Here is a 25,066-nt window from a genome sequence, read left to right on the forward strand (position 1 = left end):
CTTGTTTAAGTTTAGCATATCTAACATTTTTGGCAAGCGCAGAATCTTTGCTATTTGTAGCGCGCCTAGCCTAAAACTGCGCCAAAAATTTAGTGCTATTTTGCCGCGCTTTAGATTTTGCCTTTTTGTATGCGCTGCGTTTTTTGTCATGCCTTTTGCATCTTTTCTGCCTTTTGCATCTTTTCTGCCTTTTGCATCTTTTCTGCCTTTTGCGCCCCATACTCCGCACGCGCTTTATGCCGGCGCGCCTTCGTGGGATTTTGTCGAGGATTTGGATTTGAGTAAAGATGAAGTGTATGAGACGAGCTTCACGATTGAGGGCATGCAGAAGGATTTGCGCCTGTATTGGACGCTGTATAAAAACTATGGGCTCGTGGTCAATCTCAAATACGACAAATTTCCCTATCAATTCGTGCTTTATACGGACTATAAGCGAAAAAGTTTTAAGATTCCGCTATCAAAAGGCGGCGATATTGATAAAGATGCGTATGCGCTGGTGAGTTTTAGGGAGTTTGATGATAAGGCAAAGCGCGCGAGTTTGGGGCTTTTTGTGATGCTGCCAAAAGCACCAAGTGGTGGTAATTAGCGGTGTGTGCGGTAATTAAGCGCGTGGCGGTTAGTAGCGCGTGGCGATGAGGCAGGTTCTAGATTCTAGCGCGCCAGAATCTAGAAGGCAGAATCCAAAAGACAGAATCTAAAAAAGGGCCAAACTTTAAAATAAGCGCAAATTCTAAAGGAGAGAGATGAAGCAAGATAAAAAGCAAAGCATAAGCAGCAAAGCAGAATCTAGCGCAAATGCGCCGATGCTAGATTCTAGCGCGCAGCTTTTGGGCGCGGATTTTTCCAAAAAGGATTTATCGCAAATGGATTTTGCAAAAGCGGTTTTTTCCAAACTGGATTCTGCCAAACTAGATTTTTCTAAGCTAGACTTTAAAGAATTTAGCGCGCAAGTATTAGAATCCATAAAATCGCGCTGTAGCGAATGGGTGGCTGAAAGCAAGCATGCAAACACCATAGAAATGTATAGCAAAATAAATCATGGCAAAATGATGCGCTCAAAGCTTGTTTTATCGATTTTGGCGCCCACTTTAACACCTAGCTCCGCGCCCGCACTTTTTGCGGATTCTGCGCTAGAATCTAAAATACCAGAATCCAAGCGCGCAGAATCTAAAATATCAGAATCTAAATCGCCAGAATCCAAGCGCGCAGATTCTACAAAATCCACAGATTCCGCAAAATCCACAGATTCCACAGCCCCCGCCTCACAACTTTTGCACGCCAAACTTTCCAAAATCATCGATCTCTGCGCCATCATCGAGCTTATCCAATGCGCCTCCTTGCTGCATGATGATGTCATCGATGACGCCAGCACCAGACGCGGCAAACCCAGCATAAACGCCAGCTTTGGCAGCAAAAACGCCATAATGCTAGGCGATGTGCTGTATTCTAGCGCGTATGTGAAGCTTTGTGATTTTGCGCCAGAGATAGCCAAAACAATCGCGGATTCTGTGAGCCAGCTAGCGCGCGGCGAGATAGATGATGTCTTTTGCGGGGGCAATTTCCAGCCGGATTTGGAGGTGTATTATAGGATTTTGAGCGACAAGACGGCTTCGCTAATCGCTGCGAGTGCCAAAGCAGCGGCACTTCTTGGCGGGCTAGATTCTAGCATCTATCATGCTTATGGGTATAATCTTGGCATGGCATTTCAAATCGTCGATGACATCCTAGACATCACCCAAGATGCAAGCACGCTCGGCAAGCCCGCGATGAATGACATTCGTGAGGGCAAAAGCACCCTGCCCTACATCCTGCTTTATCACACGCTAAAAAGCGATGAGAGGGGGGTGTTTTTGCGCGCGTTTATGAAGGCAGATGAGGAGAGCATCGCCACTATCAAATCCATGCTTTTGGATTCTGATAGCATCGCGCGCGCCAAAGATATCGCAAAAGACTTCATCCACAAAGCCACGCAAGCCATAGAGAGAGAGAACAACGCACGCCTTATGCAAATCGCCACATCCGTGATAGAAAGGAGTTTTTGATGCAAGCCCAATACCTAACCCTAAGCTTTTCTCACAAAACCACGCCAATCGCCCTACGCGAGAAGCTCTCCATCGCGCCTGATAAACTAGAATCCTTCATCACGCACCTAAAATCCAAAATCCCAAGCATCAATGAAATATTTTTGCTAAGCACCTGCAATCGCGTAGAATTCTACATCATCACGCACGCGCCCCAAGAGTGCGTCGCTGGCGTGCTGGATGTGTTTGCGCGATTTGTGGGCGTGCGGCTTAGCGAGCTAGAATCCGCCTGCAAAAGCGCGCTGGGCGCGGAGGCTGTGCATCATATTTTTGGCGTGGTGAGCGGGCTTGATAGCGTGGTGATAGGCGAGACGCAAATCACAGGGCAGGTAAAAAGCACGTATAGAATGTGCTTTGATCTAGGCGTGTGCGGGCAGGAAATCACGCGGCTGGTGCATTTTGCATTTCGCACCGCAGCAAAAGTGCGTAACCAAACGCTTATCTCAAAAACGCCCCTCTCTGTAGCGTCAATAGCGGTAAAAAAGGCGCTAGAATCTAGCGCGCAAAATGATGCACTAGATTCTGGCGCACGAAATAGCATTTCAAATATCGGCGCGCAAAATCCGCAAAATACACGCAACGCACAAAATGCGCCACGCGCCAAACGCGCGCTTATCATAGGTGCTGGCGAGATAGGACAGCTAGTCGCTAAACACCTGCTAGAATCTAGCGTGCAAATCTCTCTTATAAACCGCTCTTTGTGTAAGGCGCAGGATTTTGCCAAAAGCCTAGAATCCAAAAATACCGAAAAATGCGACAGCAACAAAGCAGAATCTAGCCAAAACGCGCAACAAAACACGCCACAAAGCGCGCTAAACCCAACGCGCCAAACCCAAAAAATACAAGTCCTAGAGTGGCAAAACCTAGCACAAATCATCAATGAATACGACTTCGTATTTAGCGCCACTAGCGCGCAAGAGCCTATCATCACAAATGATATTTATAAGCCAAGAGACTTTAAGCGCATTTGGCTAGATCTTGCTGTGCCGCGCGATATTGCGCTAGATTCTAGTGAAGAAAATCTAGAAATTGTCTGCGTGGATGATCTCAAGCAAGTGATGAATGAGAATCTAGCACACAAAAAAGCGCAAATGCATGATGCCTATCGTATTATCGGCGAGGCGGTGGAGGAGTATTTTGGCTGGGTGCAAAGTCTTGATGTTTTACCACTTATCAAAGCGCTGCGCCAGCAGGCAAAAGACGCCTCGCTAAAAGAGCTAAACCGCGCGATAAAAAAGGGCTATTTGCCTAAAGAATACGAAGATGAAGTGCGTATCATCTTGCATAATGCTTTTAATGTCTTTTTGCATAATCCTACGATAAATCTCAAAGATTTCGCGCAAAATCCAGAGGGTGATGTCATCATCGAGGCATTGCAAAAGGTGTTTGAGCAAAAAGACAAGCCAAAAATGCTAAACCGCTACAAATGCGAATACGACACGACTTTATAAGGAGCATTTATGCTATTTTCTCGCCTTCTTATCCCTACCAGCAAAGAGACGCCAAAAGATGCGGTGCTAAAAAGCCATCAATTCCTCGTGCGCGGCGGCTACATACACCAGATGGGAAGCGGAATCTATAGCCTTTTGCCACTTGGCAAAATGGTGCTAGATAATATCGCGCGCATCATAAGGACGCGCATGAATGAAGCGGGCGCGCAAGAAGTGCTGCTAAGCTTTGTCACGCCAGCGGAGCTTTGGAAAGAATCTGGGCGCTATGAGAAATATGGTAAGGAGCTTTTGCGCTTTGTCGATCGCAAAAATAATGAGTTTGTGCTGGGTCCCACGCATGAAGAGAGCATCACCCAGCTTGCCAAAACCTATATCAAGTCTTATAAATCACTGCCGATAAACCTCTACCACATCCAGCTAAAATTCCGCGATGAGCTGCGCCCGCGCTTTGGGCTTATGCGAACGCGCGAATTTCTCATGAAAGATGCGTATAGCTTCCATAGTAGCGTGGAGGATTTGGATAAAGAGTTTGAAAATATGCACCGCGCGTATAGCCAGATTTTTAGCGATTTGGGCTTAGATTTTCGCGTGGTGGAGGCGGATTCTGGAGCGATCGGCGGGAGTGGGAGCAAGGAGTTTATGGTGCTGGCGGATTCTGGCGAGGATACGCTGGTGGTGTGTGAGTCTTGCGAATACGCTGCCAATCTCGAAGCTGCCAAAAGGCAAAAGCGCCCCGAGCTAGAAAACCCACCAAAAGCGGAGTTTGCGCTATTCCCCACGCCAAATGTCAAGACTATCGATGATGTCTGTAAATTTTTCCATATAGAGCCATATTTTGCGCTAAAAGCGGTGGTGAAAAAGTTTGCTTATAAGTTGGATTCTAATGCTTTGGATAAAAATGCGGGCGCGAAAAAATCTAGCGCAGAATCTAAAAACGCGGATTCTGAAGCGAAATCCAAAGGCGTGGATTCTGGCGAAGCGAGTAAAAATACAGAATCTAGAAAAGTGGATTCTGGCGAAGCAAGCAAAAATGCAGAATCCGCCTCATCGATAGCCTATGATTTTGCAGTATTTTTCTTGCGCGGCGATGATAGCCTTGATGATACCAAAGCACTAAACGCGCTTAGCAAAAATGGCTTTGATGCGATAGAGATTTTGGAAGCAAGTGAGGGCGAACTAAAAAATCTCGGGCTTATCGCTGGAAGTATCGGAGCGGTGGGACTTCGCACGATTATCGGTGAGCGCGCTATCATCTTTGATGAGGATTTGCGCGATGCACAAGAGATAATCTGCGGTGGCAATCAGCAGGATACGCATTTTGTGGGCGTGGATTTTTCTAGCTTTCAAGATATGGTTTATGCGCCTTTGAGCGTGGTGCGCGAGGGCGATATTTGCGCGTGCTGCGGCGGCAAATTGGCGTATAAAAAGGGCATAGAAGTGGGGCATATTTTTAAGCTTGGCGATAAATACTCTAGTGCGCTAAAGGCGGAGTATCTCGATGAAAACGCGCGCCCCACGCCTTTTATCATGGGCTGCTATGGCATAGGTGTTACGCGATTGCTGCCGGCGATTTTGGAGCAAAAGGCAGATGTTAAGGGCTGTGTGTGGAGTGAGACAAGCGCGCCTTTTGTGGTGCAAATCATCATCGCAAATGTTAAAGACAGCGCGCAATATGAGTTTGGTATGTCGCTGTATGAGGGCTTGCGCGCGCGTGGCGTGGAGGTGCTATGCGATGATAGAGATGCTAGGTTTGGCGCGAAGATGGCGGATTTTGAGCTGGTGGGCTTAGCACTTTTTGGCATAGTTATCGGCAAGGGACTAGAATCTGGAAATATCGAGTGCGTGAAGCGCGAGGGATTGGAGAAAAAGATGCTTCTAGCTTCAAATGCGCTAGAGCAGATTCTACAAGAAATCGCGCCAGCTATAGAAGCGCGAAACGCGACAAGCGCGCGAGATACTAGAATCTCACAAAACACTAGAAGCGCGCAAAATGCATCGCCAAATAGCGCGCCAAACAACGCGCCACGCGCCACCACACCACAAGGAGCCACACCAAATGCGCGCCAATAACTCCATAATATCGCTATTTTTCATAGGATTTATCGCTGTAGAGTTGCTTGGACTTAGTTTGTTTGTGTATGAGTTTGGATTTTTGCTGCTGGCTTTGGAGGTCGTGTTTAGTGGCGCGCTTGGCGTTTGGATATGGGTGCTTCACACGCACAGCATCAGCGCATCGCTCAATGAAATGCTAGAGCTTTTTGCGCGCGGGCGGGCGTTTAGCCTTATCAAAAGCAGCGTGCTTGCGTATTTTGGCGCGTTTTTGCTGGTGCTGCCGGGCATTTTTGGCGATATTGTGGGGCTTGTTTTGGTGTGTATCAGCCTTATTTTGCGCCCTTCAAACAAGCAGAGCGAGTTTAAACAGCATTTTGATGAGTTTTACAAGAGAGAATCTAGCGATTTTGATATGCGCGAGCCAAAAAAGAGGCGCGATTTTGATGATGATATCATCGATGCGGAGGTGATAGATATAGAAATCACCGCGCAAAGCACGACTAGCACACAAAATACGACTGGCGCGCAAAATACGCAAAGCACGCAAGATGAAACGCCAAACAAAAAGGATGCGCAATGAAGCCAATCATCATCGGCACACGCGGTAGCGCGCTAGCACTCTGGCAGGCAAACCACATAAAACAGCGCCTAAGCGATGAGCTAAACCTAGAATCTACACTCCAAATCGTCAAAACAAAGGGCGATAAAATCCTAGATGTCCCGCTGGCAAAAATCGGCGGCAAGGGGCTTTTCACCAAAGAGCTAGAAGAGCTACTTTTGAGGCGCGAAATCGATATCGCCGTGCATTCGCTAAAAGATGTGCCTGTGGAGTTTCCAGCGGGACTGACTCTTGCTTGCATCACCAAGCGCGAGGATGCGCGCGACTGCCTTGTAAGCCACAGATACCCAAATATCAGCGATCTGCCACCAAATGCCAAAGTCGGCACGACATCGCTTCGCCGCGCGATGCAGCTAAAAATACTGCGCGATGATTTGCAGACGCTAAATCTTAGGGGCAATGTGCAAACGCGCCTAAGCAAGCTGGATTCTGGCGAGTTTGACGCGATAATGCTGGCAAATGCTGGGCTAAAAAGGCTTGGCATATCGCAAGCGCAAATCGCGCATATTTGCCCGCTTGATGTGCGCGAGATGATACCCGCGATGGGACAGGCAGCGCTTGGCATAGAATGCCGCGAGGATAGCGAACTACTGCCACTGCTAAGCAAGCTAAATCACGCGCCAACAAGCATTTGCGCGCAAGCGGAGCGCGAGTTTGTCCGCGCACTTGAAGGCGGCTGTCAAGTGCCTATAGGCGTGCATTGCAGCTTTGTGGATGATGTGGGCTTGGCGGAATCTGGTTTAGATTCTCGATTGGTTTTGAGCGCGGAATCTAGTTTGGGCTCTGCTTTGGATTCTGACACAAATTTTAGCTTGGATTCTGGCGCGCTTTCAAATCTAGAAGTAAATATAAGTGCAATCGTCGGCTTGCCAGATGGTAGTAGATTTTTGAAAGATTCTAGCAACACAAATGCCGCTGATGCGCTAACTTGCGCCAGCACACTAGCGCAATCTTTCATCGCACAAGGCGCAAAAGACATCCTCGCCCAAGCCGCAAAATTTTGGGAATAAATTTGAAAAATTTTGGAGATATTCGTTAAGATTCTAATCGCTTTATTTTTTATGGTATTTTGCTAAAGTGTGCGCACCTCTTGAAAGTGCTTTTGCGCTATTGCAGCGCTAGCCCTACTAGCTCTGCGCCAATCAGCAATCAGGCAGAATCCGCCAACTCCACCAAGAGGTCTTTAAAACTCTTTTTAGGCCAAATCACATTTAAAATCTAGATTCTGCTAGATTCTTAGACTCCTTACCCCCTTTCCTTATCCCCTTTTTCTCATTTCGCGGCGCTTGAGTGCTGCTTCATATCGGCGTTTTTCGGATTCTGTGGTGGGCTCGAGTTGCGGGATTGGGATTGTCTTGCCATCTTTAAACGCCACCATCGTAAAATAGCAGCTCACGCAATGCGTCACATAGCGCTCCTTGATATTCTCGCTAATCACCTTTATCCCCACCTCGCAGCTCGTTTTGCCGGTGTAATTCACGCTTGCTAGAAATGTCAGCAGCGTGCCGATAGGGATAGGGTTGCTAAACACGACATTATCCACGCTCATCGTCACCACACCCACGCCGCAATACCTAGTCGCGCACGCATACGCCACTTGATCCAGAACCTTCAAAAGCTCGCCGCCATGCATAAGCCCGCTGAAATTTGCCATTGAGGGCGTCACCAAAATATTCATAGTCAAAGAGCGATTGTCCATCGCATGATGTATATCTGCATTACTCATTTAAGCCTCCATAGATTTACAAAATAGCAGGCATTTTAACATAGTTTGCTATAATGCAAGGGCAATTTTACAAAAAAGGTAAAGAAAAATGAAACTTTTACTCACCGGCGGAAGTGGCTACATCGGCTCGCACACGGCATTATGCCTGCTTGCAAACACAGATTCTAGCATCACGATTTTTGATAATCTAAGCACTGGGTTTATACAAAACTACGAGTATCTAGCTAGCTTGTATCAAGGGCGCGTGAGCTTTGTCAAAGCGGATTTGTGCGATACGCAAAGCGTGGATAGGATTCTAGCAAGCGAGAAGTTTGATGCGGTGCTGCATTTTGGCGCATCGCTAATAGTCAGCGAATCGGTGCAAAAACCCCTACTCTACTACAAAAATAATGTCATAAACACCACGAACCTTATCGACTCCTGCGTGCGCCATGGCGTGAAAAATTTCATATTTTCATCCACCGCAGCAGTCTATGGCGAGCCGGACGCCTCACTCATCCCGGTAAATGAACTCACTCCGCTAGCGCCGATAAACCCCTATGGCACCTCAAAGATGATGAGCGAGCTTGTGCTAAGGGATGTGAGTGCGGTGGAGGATTTTAGCTATGTGGCGCTTCGATATTTCAATGTCGCGGGCGCTAGTATGGCAAACACGAGGGAGAATCTAGCAAAGGGTGCGGGACTCGGACAGCGCAGCAAAAACGCCACGCATCTCATCAAAGTCGCCGTAGAATGCGCCACTGGCAAGCGCGAAAAAATGGCAATCTATGGCGATGACTATGCCACAGAAGATGGCACATGCATCCGCGACTGCATACATATAGATGATCTCGCAAGCGCGCATTTATCAGCGCTAAATTATCTTTTGGCCAAACAAAAAGATGTGGGGCAAAAAGATGTGGGGCAAAAAGGCGGTCAAGAAAACGCCGTGTCTCAAAAAGAGGGGCAAAAAAGCGCAATATTTAATGTCGGCTACAACCGCGGATACAGCGTCAAAGAAGTGATAGAATGCGTCAAAGAAGTAAGCGGCAAGAATTTTGTCGTGGAAATGGCGGCACGAAGGGCGGGCGACCCAGCGATCCTTGTCGCAGGGAATGAAAAAATACTGACACAAACCGACTGGAAGCCAAAATACAATGACCTAAAAACCATCATAAAAAGCGCGTATGACTGGGAGTGCTATCTGAAGTAGAATCTGCTTTTGGAATTCTGGCGTGCGAGCTTCGCTTTAGGTTCTCGCGCACGCAGATTTTGGATTCCGCTTGAGGGTTTACCGAGCGCGGATTCTGTTTTGGATTCTGGATTCTGGGCGCATAGAATCCAAAGTAAGCAAAATTAGATTCCATTGTGTAGATTCTGCACCATTTGCGCCTATACGCGCTTATTTATGCGCTAAGTTTTGTGGCTTTTATTGCGCTGTTTAATCAAATTTGGCATATTTAGCTTTTCAAACTTCACACAAAGGATAACAAATGGAAAAAGTCGGAATTTTCTTCGGTAGCGATGGCGGCAACTCCAAAAACGCAGCAGAAAAAATCGCAGCAGAGCTTGGCAACGCGGAAGTCATCGATGTGAGCGGCGCTAGCAAAGACCAACTAGCAGGCTTCAAAAACCTAATCCTAGTTACGCCTACTTATGGTAGCGGCGACTTGCAAACAGACTGGGAAGACTTCCTAGAATCTTTGAGCGGCGATGATTTCGCGGGCAAAGTAGTGGCGCTTGTGGGACTTGGCGACCAAGACACATACTCTGACACATTCTGCGATGGCATCTCTCACATCTACAACAAAGCCAAAGGAAGCGCTACAATCGTGGGGCAAACTTCTACAGATGGCTATGAATTCTCCGATTCTCAATCAGTCGTGGATGGCAAATTTGTAGGGCTAGCGCTTGATGATGACAATCAAGAGGACCAAACAGATGACAGAATCAAAGCTTGGGTCGCTGATATCAAAGGCAAATTGGCTTAATCTAGCCCAATAAACAATCGTTAGAATCCATTTTTTGGTTTCTAACGATTAAATGGTTATAGATCCTCCCAATTCTTTTAAGACTGCTTTAGCATATCGACTATTTGCGCTATAATTAATTATTTGTTACCTTTATCTTTTACCACCAAGCTTTTTATACCAAAATGATGTGCATATACATTATTTGGCCATTCATTTGCATTTTCTCCAGGATTCTGCCAATCCGTGTAGTTTCTGTAGTGCGACTCAAAAGTATCACTTGATATCTCCACATCTAGCACGCCTAGCTTTTTGTGCGCCTCGACGATTCCTAGCATTTGCTCCCATTTGTAGCGCATGCGTATAGATTCTACAACAACAAAGCTGCCATATGCCACGCAACAAAAAAGCACAATAACCGCAAAAGATTTGGCAAACCCATGCCGCCATTGCGCTATAATCGCAAAAAATGAAGTGAAAAGCATAATTTGCAAGATATGATATTGTAACTTTGCGCGTGATGGTATATCTACTTGCAAAGTCGTGCCGATATAGAGCGCATATATCACTAAAAGTGCGGCTTGGATGAAAAGCGTGTTTTTTGTAACAATGAGGACGCTATCGCTAGAATCAAGCCTTTTAAGCGCAAAGCCAAGTATCAAAGTAGCCACAATACAGCATGTCATAACCACAAAGCCTAGTCGCGCTACATTTGCAGGCACAACTATCGCGATAATAGATAAAGGCAGAAGGATTTGCAGGATGATATGTTTCACGCCAGAATTGTTTGCAGAATTTGATGCATTTTTGGATTCTAGTGCGTTTTTAGATTCTAGCTCGCTTCTAGATTCTGATGATTTGCTTGCTTTGACATATCTTGCATACACAAACATATACAAAATACACATTATTACTAAAAATACACTAGCAGATCTGGATTCTGTTCTGCCAAACTTACTATTTAAAAGCTGCCATTTTTCTTGCAGCGTCATCGCCCATATATCGCCAAATGTCAAAAACCAACCATTTTCTATAAAAAGCGCTACGCGTTTTGCAGACCCAGGGCTATTATACACAATAAGCCAGCCAACACAAAGCCCTATAATCCCAGCATAATACCATGCTGGCAAAGCCACATCGCGCCTGCACACAAACTTATAAACAAGCAGTGCGACATGCACCACTATAAGCACCACAGACATCTCACTACACCACCCAGCGCAAATGCCTAAAATAAACATACCAACTATTGCCAAGAGTTTTTTGGCACAGGATGAAAATTTGCAAGAAGCACAAGAGCTATCTATATCGCAAGCACCCCCCCCCTTACGAATTTTTGGGCTATTGTCTTTTGCTATTTTGTCCCAAAATAATCTATAAACCAAAATAAAAAATAGTGTAAAATCCCAAGCCCAAAGATAATTAAAACTTCCAGCAGCCCAGAAAAACACTGCACCAAAGCCTCGAAAGCCATAAATAAGCGCAAAAATCGCTAAACTCATAATGCCTAAATCAAAAACCTCGCTGCCAGCCTTGCTAAAAGGTATGCGCGCAAACATCACCACAAACACAAGATAGAAAAACACCGCGCCAACAGCAGCATTTATCGGAGCATAAAATATCGTATATACCGATAGTGCATTGCCAAACCCGACACTAAGCATATCACCAAGTCGCCCATTCCAGTTCATATATGAAAGAAGAGCTGCATCTATCCCGCCAAATGTAGCCCCCATACTATCGCTTTGTGTGGGAAATGCGGCATTTAGGATAAGCAAAAACACAAAAAGTGCTAGTGGAAATAAGATAGAAATATTTACAGCTGCGTTGGTGCTGACACTGCGTGCGCTAGAATCTAACGCGCTAGATTTCGACATATTAGATTCTGGTGTGCCTGCCTCTTGTGCGTTAGTTTTGCAAAAAAGATAATCATAGATTCTAGCAAGGCTAAATCTTGATTTGCTTTTATTTGTGGAGGTTTGCATTATATTCCTTGATTTTGAGCTTTATTCAATTTGGCATATAATTATACAAAAATTAACGCGAAAACAAACCATAAATTACGCATGGATTTTACCAAAAAGGCTTTTGCTTAAAAACCAGCATGGCAAAAGCCAGAATCTAAAAAATCTAGATTCTAGATTCTAAAACTTATATTCAAGCTTTACATCACCCTTTAGGCCGAAGTTGGCGCTAGAATCTATGAGTGCTGATAGCCCATAGCTTAGAGATAGCGCGCTTGTGAGTGCGTTTTGCCCCATGAAGTTTAGCGCGAAATTTACCGGCGCGTGGCGCAAATCATAGCTTATGAAATTATTGGCATTGCTAAGCGTGACTAGAATCTTATCTTGCGTGTGAAACAGCGTCGCGCGCGCGAGAATCTGCAGCGCATACGATGCATCCTTGCTGCTTAGCACATACTCACCGCCCACGCCCAGCGCTAGATACGCATCATTGATACTTTGCTGGCGGAAGTTTTGGCTCCTAAACCCGCCCCCGCCATTATAGGCAAAAGACAGCTGCCCCACTGGCTTTAGTATGTGCGCGAAATGTGAGGCAGAGCCGCCCAAATCGCTAGCATTGCCAACGCCAACAGAATCCGCACTAGAATCTAAAGAATTGCCAGAATCCAAAGCGCCACCACCAAACGCACCAGAATCTAAAGCATGAGAATCCGCGCTAATATTGCCCTTGCCAAGCCTAAAAGCATATTTATAATACGCGCTAAAAAGCATAGCACCCGTGGCGCTATCTATCTTCTCCTCGCCAAATGTCCCGCCAAAGCTGCGCTCGGTATCTAGTATCAAGCCATTGAGATTTGCTTGTATTTCGTTTTGGCGCGCGCGGATGCTTAGATAAAGCCCGGCGTTGTAGATTCTGGTGGTGTCTTTGTGTGTCTTTGCCATCGCATTTGCGCCATTTACGCCTAGCATTGCGCCTAGCAAAATATCCGCTCCGCGCGTGGCAAAAAACCTATCATAGTCGATATTTGTCCCATATATCGCATTGTGCGAGCCAGCCGCGCTTTGCTTGAAATACCCGCCGCCCACATTTAGCCACATGCTGTTTTTGCGCGCTAGCTCTTTTTGCGCCTGCGCTACCTCATCTAGCCTTTCTTTTAGCGCTTTGTCGCTAGTGTCTGCTAGGCGCACGCGCTTTTGAAGCGCACTCATCGCGCGCGCTTGGTTGATGCTAGCTTGCAGGATGCGCGTGTTTATCGCTTCGTTGTTGGTTAGCAGAATCTGCTCGCTGAAAGCTTGCTGGTTGATGCGCGCGATGCTAGCCATATCAGAATCTATCGCGCCCACATACGCGCCAAGTAGCGCATAATCGCCGGTGCGCGCGGCGCGATCTATCGTGTCATCGTTTGGATTGTGCGTAAGAATCGCCTCTAGGATATCTGCGCGCTCGTTGTGTTTGCTAAGCTCTGCTAGGCTTTTGGGATCATCTTGCGTGAAGCTTACTTTTATCTCGCCATTTTCTACGATAGTCGTGGTGTAGAGCTTATCGCCTGCATCGCTGAAAATAAAATCGATGCGCTTATCAAGCCGCGCGTCATCTATCCCGCCTTGCGCCTTTGCAAGCGTGTAGTAGTGGTTTAGCTTGATGTTGTTTTTGTCAAAGCTAGAATCTATGCTGACACTTATGCGCGCATCGGATTCTAGTGCTAGGGTTTTTTCTACTTGAAGCGCTAGGAAGCGGTTTAGCGAGGCTGTGGTTTGGGCGCTCAAAGAGTTTGCGCTGGTGGTGTTTGCGCTTGCGTTGGCGGCGGTAGTTGCAGGCGTGGCAGTGTTTGTCGCGCTGATATCATCCAAAAGCCCTAGATTAAAAGGCATCGCGCTATCTATTTTCCCTAGCCCTTCAAGGCTCAAAAGCCCGCTTATAGCGACATTTCCATCGATGCTAAACGCACCATTGATAGCTTGGGTGCTGATTTCTCTTTGTGTGATTTGCAAAGTGCCAAAATGCACGCGCGAGCCGCTATCACTTGTGATACCAGAATCTATCGCGCCATTTGCGCCGCTGGTGTTGTTGGCATTACCTTGATTTACGCCATTTAGATTCCAGCTATTTATGAAAATATGGCTATTGTTGGAGGCATCTATGTCAAAATCGCGTGTGCTTGAGGTAGCGCCTGAAACAGTATCAAAGCTTAGATACACGCTCGCATTATTAGCGCTTAGCTTGTCTATCTCTAGGCGCGAGGTAGAATCTAGCGCGATATTTAGGCGCTTGATATTGGTAGCTTCGAGGTTGTTTGCTATCAGCTTTGAGCCCTGCGTGAGTGCGATATATCTTTCATTGTCTTTATTGTCTGTATTTCCGCTTATTGTGATTGTTTTTGCGCTTACATCAAGAGGCGATTTATACAGCCCTTCAAAGCTTGAGCCGCCGCTTAGATAGAGGTTTTGCGCTAGATTTTGCTCTGTTTGCTTAAGTGCGGAGGCATTTTGCGCGTAGAGATTCTCTCCAAAATAGCGCGCCACCTCCACGCTAGAGCTATCAAAGACTAGTTCGCTTACATTTAGTCGCGCGCTAGAATCCACATTTAGCGCAAGTGTTGAGAGGCTTTTGGCATAGATTCTCTGCGCGCTTAGGCTTGCTGTGCCTCTTAGTGTGATGGCATTGTGCGCGGAGTTTAGATTTAGCACGCCACTATTTAGGTTTAGCGAGGCGGTGTCGCTTAGGGCGATGCTACTTGTGAGACTTGCGAGATTAGATTCTATTTTGGCATTTTGGCTTGCGGTGATGTCGCCTGTTAGCGCGATGTTTTCATAGGCTTTTTGCAGGGATTCTTGCGTGGTTTGTGTGCCAGCTGAAGCGCTAGAATCCAAAATTGTAGAATTTATAGCCGCAGAATCTATAGCCGCTTGCAAACTCATCTCGCCCCCGCTAAGCTCTATACCAAAACTTTGCGCGCTTCCCAGCGCCACGCTAAACGCCGAGTTATTGCCGATGACTTTTTGCGCGCCAAAGGTAGAATCTTTATCCACGCTTAGATTTACATTCATATTTGTAGCGTTTAGATTCCGCATACTAGCACTAGCACCGCCGCTTACAAAGATATAAGTTTGATTAGAATCTAGCGCATTTGGCGCATCATTTTTGCTAGGGCGCGCGCCGCTGAAAGAGAAAATCATATCATTTGTGATATTTAGGCTCGCCTTGTCGCTTACTTGCACCAGCGCGCCGGCGAGGTCTTGCGAGGCGAGATTCTCATTTAGTGTGAGTTTGGTGCCTTCGCCGCTTAGTATGATTTCTTTTTTTAGCTTGCCTGCTTCGCTTTGCCCGGCGGCATTGGTGTCTTTTAGCGTGAGGCTTTTTAGCGTAGCGCTCGAGCCGCCGATGAGCGCGACATTTGCGATGAGATCTTTGCTTGTGCCATTTATGCTAGATTTGTTGCGCGCGATGAGGTCATAATTGCTCGGCATGCTGCTAAATCCCGCAGAATCTAGCGCGCCAAGGCTAAACCCACTTGTATTATCAAAGATAAATGACTGCTTGATGCTAAAACTAGAGCCTGCCTCGATGCTAAAGCCACCAAGCACGCTTAGCCCGCTGATGATAAGATGATCCACGCTCGCACTGCTAGCATTGCTAAGCTTTATGCTATTTTGGCTGCTGCTAAGCGTGAGATAGCTAGCTTTTAGACTAGCGCCAGCACTCAAATCAAGGCTTGCGTTAAAATCATGTATGCTAGATTCTATCTTTGCACCACTCGCGGTGATTTTGCCCTTGTAGCTTATGGTGTCATTGGCCTCGTTTTCTAGCACGCCTTTGCTTACTTCTTGATAGAAGCTAAAGCCGCTGCCGCGCGTGTTGCTCCCATCGCTTTTATCGATAAAATGATTTATTTTGCCGCCAAAATTTAGCTTTGAGCTCGCATCTGCTGTGATGTCAGATTCTAGGCTAGCGCTACGCCCAAGGGTGAAATTTGAGCTTTTTAGATCAATCCCGCCAGCGATTTTAAAGGTTCGCTTATCCCAATCAGGCTGCTGCAAAGTAGAAGGGCGGGAGAGATCCATCCATGAAGGCAGCCTATAGCCGGTTTTCTCCTCCGCTGCTTTGACTTGCGCTAGCACCTTGTCATCGACTACTGCGTGCGTGGTGGGATGTCCTTGCAGGACGATATTTGCATTCTCGGATTCTAGTTTGCCTTGTATGTCGATATTGCCATCAAATACGATGCTCTCATCGCCTTTGGTGGCGTTTTTTTGGATGAGGTTGAGGTTTCCTTCAAAGCTTGCATGTGCGATATAGTCTGCTTTTGTGGTTGTTTTGTTGCCGCTTTTATCATAGCTAAAGCCTTGTATGCTGAAGTTTGACGCGGTGTTTGCGCTGTTTGTTATCACAGCTTTTGCATCATTTGCAGAGATGACATTGAGGCTCAAGCTATTGCCGCCTAGATCGAGTTTTCCGCCATTATTGCCAAAATAGAATCCTAGAGTGCTAGCAGAATCTTGCGCTAGTGTGTAGCTGTTTCCGCCACTACCACCACCGGCGCTTTGCTTTACTGCGCCTAGCGCTTCTGCTTTGCCCTCCACAAGTGCGAGCGTCCCGCGCCCGCTGGTGATATAGATACCTTCATACGCTTTTACGCTAGTATCTAGCAGGACTTTGCCTTCACCCAAACGCATATAGCCTAGCGTGTTGTTGCCTGTAGGCGTGTAGTTGGTTTTGATGATAAGCGTGCCTTCGCCGATTTATGAAGCGCTTCGTTTTGCCCTGTTTTGCCATTGCGCAATTCCCAATCCACACTCACATTTTTGCCTACATCAAGCCCAAGCCCCGCGTATGCCTGCGGACTAGCCCCTGCTTTGGTGGCGAAAGTGTATTTTGTAGCGCTGGCTTCATCGGCGAAAATAAAGCCCACACCGCTACTTTCATTTAACCATGAGTTGAAAGTGATTTTTCCACCGCCGCTTAGTAGCAAGTCTTTGTTGTCGCCAACACTATACCATCTTTGCCCGCTTACGCTGCTTCCAGCCGCGACTGTGATGTTTGTCCCTGCAAACTCCCAATTGCCACCGCCTAGATTTGCTTTGGTAGTATGCGCACTTTTTAGCTTCTCAAAATCCGCTTGCGCCGCGAAGCTTAGGCGCGTATTATCCGGACCCTCCGTGCCAGAGACGACACCTAGCACCACCCATTTGCCCTTCGTGCTATCATAGATATAAAACGCGCTTCCGCTATCGCCCATGGTTATGGTGTTTTTGAAGGTTTGATTTACGCCCAGCTGTATGTTTAGCCCGCGCCCATCGGTTTCTGGATTCTCGCCCACGGAAGTTAGGTTTGCAAAGGAGCTGTAGCCTTTGACATAGCTAAGCGTGCTTAGCACGCCGCCCAAGCGCCCTTCATCTGTCATGGGTAGATTGCTAGCGAGGTAGTCTCTGCCTACTTGAAGAGTCAGCGCGCCAGAGCCCGCGCCATAGGCGTAAAGCACGCCGCCATTTGCTTTTTTATCTCCTCTAGGCGCTCGTTTAGGATTCTCTCATTTTCTTGCTCTAGCGCGATTTGCTGGCTATACGCCGCGGTGCCGATTTGTTTGATGATGGCATGCGAAGTCGTGTGATTGGTGATATTAGTCTCTAGCAGCTCCGCCTCACCCTCGACGATAAAGCGGTTAAACCGCAAAAACTGAGAATCTAGCCCCTGTCCCAAAAGCTTGTCGGCCACCTCATAAGTCGTCTGCCCCCACTTGCGCCAGCCCGCTTGATTTTCGATAGAGCGGATATGATTGGCAGTCACGGCATAGCTTCCGCCGATAGCGGTGAAAGAGCCAAAATTGCTTTTCGCTGAAAAATCTGGGATAGAGGCTTGGCTAGAAGCATTTGTGCTGGCGTTTGGGAAGGCAAACTGCGTGCCATCTTTGCCCTGCAAGGTGACATTTTGCGCGCCTATTTGAAACGCGTCCTTATTCTGCCCGAAATCTAAAAAATCGCGATAATAAAAATTGCCAATATCCACACTTTGGCTATGCGCGATAGAAGTCAAAATGGAAGTCAAAAAAGAAGCCAAAAGAGAGGCTGAAGCCGCGCGCAGCACGCATGCTTTGGAGAATCTAGCAACAAGCGATGATAATGCTAATATTGCTGTCGCTGTCACTTTGCGCGCTTGCATGTGTGTCCTTATGATAGAGTTTTGGTGCCCGATTTTCGCGGAGCCCAAAAAATAGTGGATAATTTTTACTAATTATAATATGTTTTGGTTACTTTGTAGATTCTGCGCGCCAAAATGTGATGAAATTGTCAAGATTTAGAGAGCCTATTTATTTGTCATAGATTCTGCAAACAATGCATCAAAAATCAAAATCTTGGCATACTTATTGCTTATCCCTATGGCAAATCTTGTCATAAAGGAAACATAATGTTAAGGTCGCTATGGTCAGGTGTAAGCGGTATGCAAGCGCATCAAATCGCCTTAGATATCGAGAGCAACAACATCGCCAATGTCAATACGGTGGGCTTCAAATACTCTAGAGCCTCTTTTGTGGATATGCTTTCGCAAACAAAACTTATCGCCACTGCTCCATATAGGACAGGGCTTGGTGGTATGAATGACTTCTCTATCGGGCTTGGTGTAGGGATCAACGCCACGACAAAGGTATTTTCACAAGGTAGCACGCAAAATACCGATGTCAAAACGGATATGGCGATTGAGGGCGAAGGGTTTTTTGTCATTAGCCCAGATAAAGGCATCACGCTAAATTATACAAGAGATGGTAGCTTTTTGTTTGATGCGGAGGGGAATCTCGTAACAACCGGCGGCTATGTCGTGCAGGGCTGGCTAAAAGATGACCTAAAAAATGCTTCAAAAATGAGTGAGCAAGAGTTTTTCCATATCGACAACACCGGACCAATCCGCAATATCCAAATCGACCCAAATATGGTTATGCCAGCGCGTGCAAGCACCAATATCAAACTCCGCGCCAACCTAAACGCTGGGCGACATTCTGATCAAAATGGCAATATCTACGCGCTAGATTCTACCTCCAAAACCCCAGCAGATGGTATCAACCCACTCTATGATTCTGCGGGCAATCTTACTCAAATGCAAGAAGATATGGGCGCGCTATTTAACCAAGATGGCGATGCGTTTGGCTTGACAGAAAATCAAGGAATCTGGGTAAGCTACAAAAACGCGCAGATGAGAAATAGTATCGTCGCCACCAAAGAAAATAGCTCTGTCTCTATAAATGGCGAGAAAATCTCTTTCTCCAACGACTCTGCGATGAGTGGTATCTCCACACTCACAGCTGCGATGAATGCGATAAATAGCTATCGCGATAAAACCGGTGTCGAAGCCTATATGGAAGGCAAACTCATAAAGCTAGTCAATCGCAATGAAATGGATGGCAGCGAGCGCACCAAAAACATCGTCATCACAAGAAGCGGAACAGGCGCGTTTGAAAACTTTGTAGAAGGGGATTCTGATATCACTTCATTTAGATATCGCTATACGACTTCCGAGACGCCAGATTCTGCGACAGGGCAGTTCCGCACGACAGAGGAGCTACGAAGGCTACTACAATATGATGCCAATATGATGAAAGAGCCAGATAAGCCCTATAACGACTCCACCGCGTCTGTGTCTGTGACTATCAATAAGTTTGGCATGTTTGAGATAGCCAACAAGGACAATGAAGATGATGAGGTGCAAAATATGTCGATTTTCGTCGCTGGCTACTCATCTGATCAAGTCTCTAGCAATGTGCTTTTCAAAAACACGATGCGCGGGCTAAACACCGCAGCGCTGCTAGAAGGAGGTGCTAGCGTCTCTACGACTAGAATCTCGCACGCCACGCACACCACGACTATCGAGCTTTTTGACTCGCTTGGCTCAAAGCACACTATCCGCTTCGAGTTTGTCAAAACCGGCTCGGCGGAGTGGAGCTTCAAAGCTATCGTGCCAGAGCCTTCTGTCATCTATGGCGCTTCAGCTACGCGTCCAAATATCTTTGAGGGTGGGCGCTTGCGCTTCAACAATGATGGCAGCTTGGCAGGTATGAACCCGCCGATTTTGCAATTTGACCCCAAAAATGGCTCGATAGCACCGCAGCGCTTGAGCCTTTCTTTTGGCTCCACAGGCGGATTTGGCGGACTTACAAGCGTGGATAAGCAGTCTGAAACCTATGCAATAGAACAAGATGGCTATGGCGCTGGGGATTTGGTGGATATCCGCTTTGACTCTGTGGGCGCGCTTTTGGGCTCATTTAGCAACGGACGCACGCTCGCACTCGCGCAAGTAGCGCTAGCAAACTTCGCTAATAACACTGGGCTTCAAGCAGAGGGTGGGAATGTATTCTCCTCCACTGGGAACTCGGGGCAAGCGATGATAGGTGCGGCAAATACCGGGCGCAGGGGCGGAATCTCTGGCTCAAAACTAGAAATGAGTAATGTGGATCTAAGCCGAAGCTTAACACAGCTAATCGTCGTGCAGCGCGGATTCCAAGCCAACTCCAAAGCCGTAACGACATCTGATCAAATCCTAAACACGCTGCTAAACCTCAAACAATAATAGCGGCGTAGTGGCGCTGATTGGCGCCAGCGCTGGTTAATGCTGATTAATGCTAGCGCTGGTGTCGTGGCGTAGGCGCTAGCGATTAGATTCTAATACTTAGCGCGCTTTGCTTGGGAACTTAGAATCTAGATTCTCGGATTCTCGGATTCTGGCGCCAAAAATCCTAGAATCTAAAATTAGATTCTGCAACACCGCAATCCTTTTGCACTTGTTTTTAAATTTTAGATTCTGGCTTTATAAAGAAAGGGCTTCATGCTTACCAACAAAACCATACTAATCACCGGTGGGACGGGCAGTTTTGGCAAAAGATTTGTCCAAAAAGTCTTGCAGGAGCACAACCCTGCCAAAGTCATCGTCTATAGCCGCGATGAGCTCAAGCAGTATGAGATGAGCCAAGTTTTTAGCGACAAACGCATGCGCTATTTTATCGGCGATGTGCGCGATGCCAGCCGCCTAGACAGCGCGATGGATGGCGTAGATATCTGCATACACGCCGCCGCGCTAAAACATGTCCCAATCGCCGAATACAACCCCACTGAATGCATCAAAACCAACATCCAAGGCGCTAGCAATGTCATCCAAGCCTGCCTAAATCACAATGTCTCACACATCATCGCCCTAAGCACCGACAAAGCCGCCAACCCCATAAACCTCTATGGCGCGACCAAACTTTGTAGCGACAAGCTTTTTGTGAGTGCCAACAACATAAAGGGCGCGCGCAAAAATCGCTTCTCTGTCGTGCGATATGGCAATGTGATAGGCTCGCGCGGAAGCGTGATACCATTTTTCAAACGCCTTATCGCTGAAGGTGCGCGCGAGCTGCCTATCACGGATAAACGCATGAGCCGCTTTTTTATCACGCTAGATTCTGGTGTGGATTTTGTGATAAAAAATTTAGCTAGGATGCATGGCGGCGAGATTTTCGTCCCCAAAATCCCTAGCATGAAAATGACTGATTTGGCACACGCACTAGCGCCTGATCTGCCGCTGCGATTTATCGGAATCCGCCCGGGCGAGAAGCTACATGAAGTGATGATACCTCTAGATGATGCGCGGCATTGCTATGAGTTTGAGGATTTTTACCTGCTAGAGCCAAGTATCGTGTTTCAAACACCCATAGACTACTCCACAAGCGCGCTTGGCGAGAAGGGTGCGCGCACGGCGGATGATTTTGAATACTCAAGCGACAAAAACACGCAATGGCTAAATGCTACGCAAATACTAAAAATGTGCGAGGGGATTTAGCGCAACATATAATACCACACACCCTGGAGAAGCACACGGTTTGGTATCACCGCTAGAAAGAAGCTGGATTCTGCAAGTTTTATCAATCTTTATAAATAATAAAATTTCTCAAAGCAAAATTAAACACAAAAGCGCTGCCGGTAGCGATGATTTTGCCAATCATAGAATCTAGCCCCAAAAACTCCACGCATACATACAACACGCCCGTATCCACGCACAGCCCCACCGCACTCGCCGCATAAATCAGCATACTTTCTTTGATGATAGAATCATGCTTGCTGACAAACACGAATTTTCTAGCGATAATAAAATTATACAAAGTGGCGATAATAAAAGCAATAATGCCAGATATTATATAATGCACGCCAAGCATATTTTCGCAGACAAAAAACACGCAAATATTGACAACAGCGGCACTTGCACCCACGATAAAATATTTCATAAACCTATCAATGTGCGCCTTCATTTTGCTGTCTTCCTAGCCCTTTTTTAATTTTTATTTTCTGAATTTTTATCTTTGATGATTTGAATTTGACTCCAAAAACAAAAAATCTGATACTTTTAAATACCTAAGTTACCCCTTTATTCTATATTTCACTATCGCCCATAGTGCGCGGAAGCCGTCTTTGACGCCGATTTTCTTGCCTTCATCATAGGTGCGCCCATAGTAGCTGATGCCCACTTCATAGATTCTGATGCCTTTGATTTTGGCGATTTTTGCCGTGATCTCTGGCTCAAAGCCGAAGCGATTTTCCTCTATCTTGATGCTTTGGATGATCTCGCGGCGAAACGCCTTGTAGCAAGTCTCCATATCGGTGAGATTTAGATTTGTCATCATATTGGAAAACAGCGTCAGCAGCCCATTTCCCATGCGATGCCAAAAATAAAGCACCCGATGAGAATCCCCGCTGATAAACCGCGAGCCATACACCACATCCGCCACGCCGCGCTCAAATGGCGCTAGGAGCCTTGGATACTCATCCGGGTCGTATTCTAGGTCCGCATCTTGTATCAGCACCACATCCCCGCTCGCGTGCGCTATCCCGGTGCGGAGTGCCGCGCCTTTGCCTTGATTGACATCATGATATATGATTTTCAATGGGTGCCCCCCCGATTTGCGCGCCAGCTTCGTTTTTGGCCTCGCTTTGAGCCCCATCCACAGCCTCGCTCCCAACCTTGTTCCCAGCCTTGTTTTCGGGCCCATTCATCGCGGCTAGCACATCGCGCGTGCCATCGGTGCTGCAGTCATCTACGATGATTATCTCTTTTTCATAGGGCAGCGGCACTTGCAGCACGCGATCATATATCATCTCAATGGTGCTTTTTTCATTGAAACAAAGGATGATGATAGAGAGCTTTTTGATAGATTCTGCGGATTGTTCTACAGATTGCGCTGGTTGCATGGTTGTCCTTGTTGGCAATTTTAAAATTTATAATAAAATTGCGCATTATATCAGAAAATGCGCCAAAGTTTTTGATTTATTTTTGGAATCCTTTTTGCTTGGCTATCGCTGATTTAGAGCTTTAAGGAGATATGATGAAAGCAAGGATGCAAGAGATTCTATACAAAATGCGCGCGAAAATCGCCGCGGTAAAAACGAAAAAAATAAGCGCAAAAGCACCAGCGCTTGCAAAACTAGCACAAAAAGTCTGCGGGCTACAAATTTGCGCGCCACAAAGCGCCAAAGCACCAAAAACAGCCACAAAACCAAAAACATCCGCGCGTATCTATGTGCCCATCCGCGCATTTGCGCCCCTCATCGCGATTTGCCTAGCGATACATGCTGCTTTACCTCAAGCTGCGAGCGCGGAAAAAATCGGCGATATCGCCAATATCGTGGGCGTGCGAGGCAACCAGCTCATCGGATATGGGCTTGTCATCGGGCTAAATGGCAGCGGCGATAAAACGAGCTCTAAATTCACCATGCAATCCATCGCCAACATGCTAGAATCCGTGAATGTCAAAGTGGATCCAGAAAGCATCAAATCCAAAAATGTAGCCGCCGTGCTAGTGACTGCGAATCTTCCGCCGTTTGCGAGGCAGGGCGATAAGCTAGATGTGCAGATCTCTTCCATCGGCGATGCCAAATCGCTAGAATCTGGCATACTCGTGATGACGCCACTAAGCGCGGTGGATGGCAACATCTATGCGATAGCACAAGGCGCAGTCACCACGGGCAACTCTAGCAATGTGCTAAATGCTAGCGTGGCGGGCGGCGCGGTGGTGGAGCGCGAAGTGGCTTACAACCTTTCAAATCAGCAAGAAATGACGCTAAGCCTCAAAAACTCCAACTTCCAAAACGCCCTAAAAGTGCAAGAAGTGCTAAATCTGACCTTTGGCAAGGATAGCGCGGTGGCGATAGATTCTCGCACAATAAAGCTAAGCAAGCCCGAGAATCTCACGCCTGTCGAGTTTGTCGCGCTTTTGCAAGAAGTGCAGATAGACTACACGATGAGTAACAAAATCATCATCGATGAAAAATCCGGCACCATAGTCGCTGGCATCGATATCCCCGTGCGCCCAGTAGTCGTCACAAGCGGCGACATCACGCTAAAAATCACCAACGAACCCATAAACGAAAAAGGCGCGCAGCAGCTTGATGCTACGACGAGCTTTGATCAAGGCAATGGCACGATAAGTGCGAGCGAGCGCACCACCACCATATCTAGCGTGGTAAAAGCGCTGCAAAAAATGGGTGCGAGCCCCAAAAGCATGATATCCATCCTAGAGGCGATGCGCCAAAGCGGGGCGTTTTCTACACCGATAGAGATTTTGTAGGTGGATTGGCGGGGCGCGCTCGCGGATTGACAGGTGGATTTAAAAGGCTTGATAAACTAGGCAAATCAAATAAGGAGCAAAATCATGAAAATAGATTCTAGTGTGGCGATGCAAGGATATGAGGCAAGCAAGGCAAACCGCCTAAATAACCTAAATAACGCGCTTAGCAAGGATGACAAAGCGCTAAAAGAGCAAACCGATGCGTTTGAGTCGATACTGCTAAAATTTATGCTAGACACTTCGCTAAATATGCAAGACCCGTTATACCCCAAACAGCCCGGCTCTGAAATCTATCAAAGCATGTATAAAGACACGCTTGCCGAGCAGCTATCTGGCAGCTTTGGCTATTCCAAAGCGCTTTTCGAGTGGATAAAAGAGCAGCAAAAGGGATAAAAATTACAGCAAAAAATAGCTAATATGCCGAATACAAAATCTAATCGCGCCCTAGAGCCTAGCCAGAATCCAGATTCTGGCCAAAATATAGATTCTAGCCACGATGCAGATTCTAGCCAAAATATAGATTCTAGCAAACGCGCAGAATCCAGCCAGCAAGCGCAAAACAAAGCCCGCGCGCGCAACGCACAAAAGGGCAAAGGCGGGCTAAAGCGCGTGTATAACGCCTCGATATACTCGCGCGATGGCT

General features: G+C 46.9%; 22 protein-coding genes. 13 read left to right on the forward strand and 9 right to left on the reverse strand.

Translation table 11 applies throughout. The features are described from left to right. Position 1: 1 nt before the first annotated feature. The 6 genes from BKN38_RS01640 (at position 2) to hemC (ending at position 7,213) form a co-directional block, all read left to right on the forward strand. Positions 2-586: a hypothetical protein gene (locus tag BKN38_RS01640; protein WP_082942489.1), complete on the forward strand. Its 585-nt coding sequence runs from the start codon at positions 2-4 to the stop codon at positions 584-586. Between the two features lie 157 nt (positions 587-743). Then, the gene (locus BKN38_RS01645) at positions 744-2,042 is read left to right on the forward strand and encodes a polyprenyl synthetase family protein (protein ID WP_070957658.1); all 1,299 of its coding nucleotides are present in this window, start codon (positions 744-746) and stop codon (positions 2,040-2,042) included. After that, positions 2,042-3,532 carry a glutamyl-tRNA reductase gene (locus BKN38_RS01650; RefSeq protein WP_066454780.1) on the forward strand — a complete coding sequence of 497 codons (1,491 nt, stop codon included), beginning with the start codon at positions 2,042-2,044 and terminating at the stop codon, positions 3,530-3,532. Before BKN38_RS01645 ends, BKN38_RS01650 begins: the two co-directional genes overlap by 1 nt. A gap of 9 nt (positions 3,533-3,541) precedes the next feature. After that, positions 3,542-5,602, forward strand: coding sequence for a proline--tRNA ligase (locus BKN38_RS01655; RefSeq protein ID WP_070957659.1), 2,061 nt, complete (start codon positions 3,542-3,544; stop codon positions 5,600-5,602). Further along, on the forward strand, positions 5,589-6,164 hold the full coding sequence (locus tag BKN38_RS01660) for an FxsA family protein (protein ID WP_066454772.1): 576 nt from the start codon (positions 5,589-5,591) through the stop codon (positions 6,162-6,164). Before BKN38_RS01655 ends, BKN38_RS01660 begins: the two co-directional genes overlap by 14 nt. Beyond that, positions 6,161-7,213 carry a hydroxymethylbilane synthase gene (gene hemC, locus BKN38_RS01665; RefSeq protein ID WP_066454769.1) on the forward strand — a complete coding sequence of 351 codons (1,053 nt, stop codon included), beginning with the start codon at positions 6,161-6,163 and terminating at the stop codon, positions 7,211-7,213. Before BKN38_RS01660 ends, hemC begins: the two co-directional genes overlap by 4 nt. A gap of 248 nt (positions 7,214-7,461) precedes the next feature. Here hemC and BKN38_RS01670 read toward each other — a convergent pair whose 3' ends face one another. After that, positions 7,462-7,929 (reverse strand): acyl-CoA thioesterase, encoded by a 468-nt coding sequence (locus BKN38_RS01670; protein ID WP_172798598.1) that lies wholly within the window; start codon positions 7,927-7,929, stop codon positions 7,462-7,464. An 88-nt stretch (positions 7,930-8,017) separates the two neighbouring features. On the opposite strand from BKN38_RS01670, the gene galE reads away from it, so the two are divergent. Then, positions 8,018-9,121, forward strand: a complete 1,104-nt coding sequence (galE, locus tag BKN38_RS01675; protein ID WP_066454768.1) for a UDP-glucose 4-epimerase GalE — start codon at positions 8,018-8,020, stop codon at positions 9,119-9,121. Here the strand turns inward: galE and BKN38_RS10500 are convergent. After that, a complete protein-coding gene (locus tag BKN38_RS10500) occupies positions 9,081-9,275 on the reverse strand; it encodes a hypothetical protein (RefSeq protein ID WP_143000174.1) in 195 nt (64 codons plus the stop codon). The genes galE and BKN38_RS10500 overlap by 41 nt on opposite strands. A 126-nt stretch (positions 9,276-9,401) precedes the next feature. Between BKN38_RS10500 and BKN38_RS01680 the strand changes: the two genes are divergently transcribed. Beyond that, complete coding sequence (locus tag BKN38_RS01680) at positions 9,402-9,899, forward strand: flavodoxin (protein WP_066454767.1); 498 nt, start codon at positions 9,402-9,404, stop codon at positions 9,897-9,899. 119 nt (positions 9,900-10,018) lie between these two features. Here the strand turns inward: BKN38_RS01680 and BKN38_RS01685 are convergent, their stop codons facing one another. From BKN38_RS01685 to BKN38_RS01705, 4 genes are all read right to left on the reverse strand, one after another. Next, positions 10,019-11,863 carry a DUF6056 family protein gene (locus BKN38_RS01685; protein ID WP_066454766.1) on the reverse strand — a complete coding sequence of 615 codons (1,845 nt, stop codon included), beginning with the start codon at positions 11,861-11,863 and terminating at the stop codon, positions 10,019-10,021. Positions 11,864-12,022: 159 nt separating this feature from the next. Continuing rightward, the gene (locus BKN38_RS01695) at positions 12,023-16,516 is read right to left on the reverse strand and encodes a hypothetical protein (RefSeq protein WP_143000175.1); all 4,494 of its coding nucleotides are present in this window, start codon (positions 16,514-16,516) and stop codon (positions 12,023-12,025) included. A 5-nt stretch (positions 16,517-16,521) separates the two neighbouring features. Continuing rightward, a complete protein-coding gene (locus BKN38_RS01700; RefSeq protein ID WP_066454761.1) occupies positions 16,522-17,322 on the reverse strand; it encodes a S6 family peptidase in 801 nt (266 codons plus the stop codon). Beyond that, a complete protein-coding gene (locus BKN38_RS01705) occupies positions 17,286-17,999 on the reverse strand; it encodes a S6 family peptidase (protein ID WP_143000176.1) in 714 nt (237 codons plus the stop codon). Before BKN38_RS01705 ends, BKN38_RS01700 begins: the two co-directional genes overlap by 37 nt. A 246-nt stretch (positions 18,000-18,245) precedes the next feature. Here BKN38_RS01705 and flgE point away from each other — a divergent pair, with 246 nt between their 5' ends. Both flgE and pseB read left to right on the forward strand, forming a co-directional pair. Beyond that, positions 18,246-20,396 (forward strand): flagellar hook protein FlgE, encoded by a 2,151-nt coding sequence (gene flgE, locus BKN38_RS01715; RefSeq protein ID WP_066454752.1) that lies wholly within the window; start codon positions 18,246-18,248, stop codon positions 20,394-20,396. 255 nt (positions 20,397-20,651) lie between these two features. Beyond that, complete coding sequence (pseB, locus tag BKN38_RS01720; RefSeq protein ID WP_066454750.1) at positions 20,652-21,644, forward strand: UDP-N-acetylglucosamine 4,6-dehydratase (inverting); 993 nt, start codon at positions 20,652-20,654, stop codon at positions 21,642-21,644. 82 nt (positions 21,645-21,726) lie between these two features. On the opposite strand, the gene BKN38_RS01725 is transcribed toward pseB, so the two are convergent. From BKN38_RS01725 to BKN38_RS11605, 3 genes are all read right to left on the reverse strand, one after another. Next, positions 21,727-22,110, reverse strand: a complete 384-nt coding sequence (locus tag BKN38_RS01725) for a GtrA family protein (RefSeq protein WP_066454748.1) — start codon at positions 22,108-22,110, stop codon at positions 21,727-21,729. Between the two features lie 108 nt (positions 22,111-22,218). Then, entirely contained in the window at positions 22,219-22,743 is a 525-nt protein-coding gene (locus BKN38_RS11600; protein ID WP_253747094.1) for a glycosyltransferase family 2 protein, read from the reverse strand. Next, positions 22,724-23,047, reverse strand: coding sequence for a glycosyltransferase (locus BKN38_RS11605; RefSeq protein WP_066454740.1), 324 nt, complete (start codon positions 23,045-23,047; stop codon positions 22,724-22,726). Before BKN38_RS11605 ends, BKN38_RS11600 begins: the two co-directional genes overlap by 20 nt. A 134-nt stretch (positions 23,048-23,181) precedes the next feature. Between BKN38_RS11605 and BKN38_RS01740 the strand changes: the two genes are divergently transcribed. From BKN38_RS01740 to BKN38_RS01750, 3 genes are all read left to right on the forward strand, one after another. After that, on the forward strand, positions 23,182-24,423 hold the full coding sequence (locus BKN38_RS01740; RefSeq protein ID WP_371113546.1) for a flagellar basal body P-ring protein FlgI: 1,242 nt from the start codon (positions 23,182-23,184) through the stop codon (positions 24,421-24,423). Between the two features lie 108 nt (positions 24,424-24,531). Next, positions 24,532-24,816, forward strand: a complete 285-nt coding sequence (locus BKN38_RS01745; protein ID WP_233712949.1) for a rod-binding protein — start codon at positions 24,532-24,534, stop codon at positions 24,814-24,816. A gap of 24 nt (positions 24,817-24,840) precedes the next feature. After that, a partial coding sequence (locus BKN38_RS01750; RefSeq protein ID WP_143000177.1) for a hypothetical protein occupies positions 24,841-25,066 on the forward strand: 226 nt, incomplete at its 3' end.

It is taken from the genome of Helicobacter sp. CLO-3, assembly GCF_001854545.1.
Lineage (GTDB): Bacteria > Campylobacterota > Campylobacteria > Campylobacterales > Helicobacteraceae > Helicobacter_B.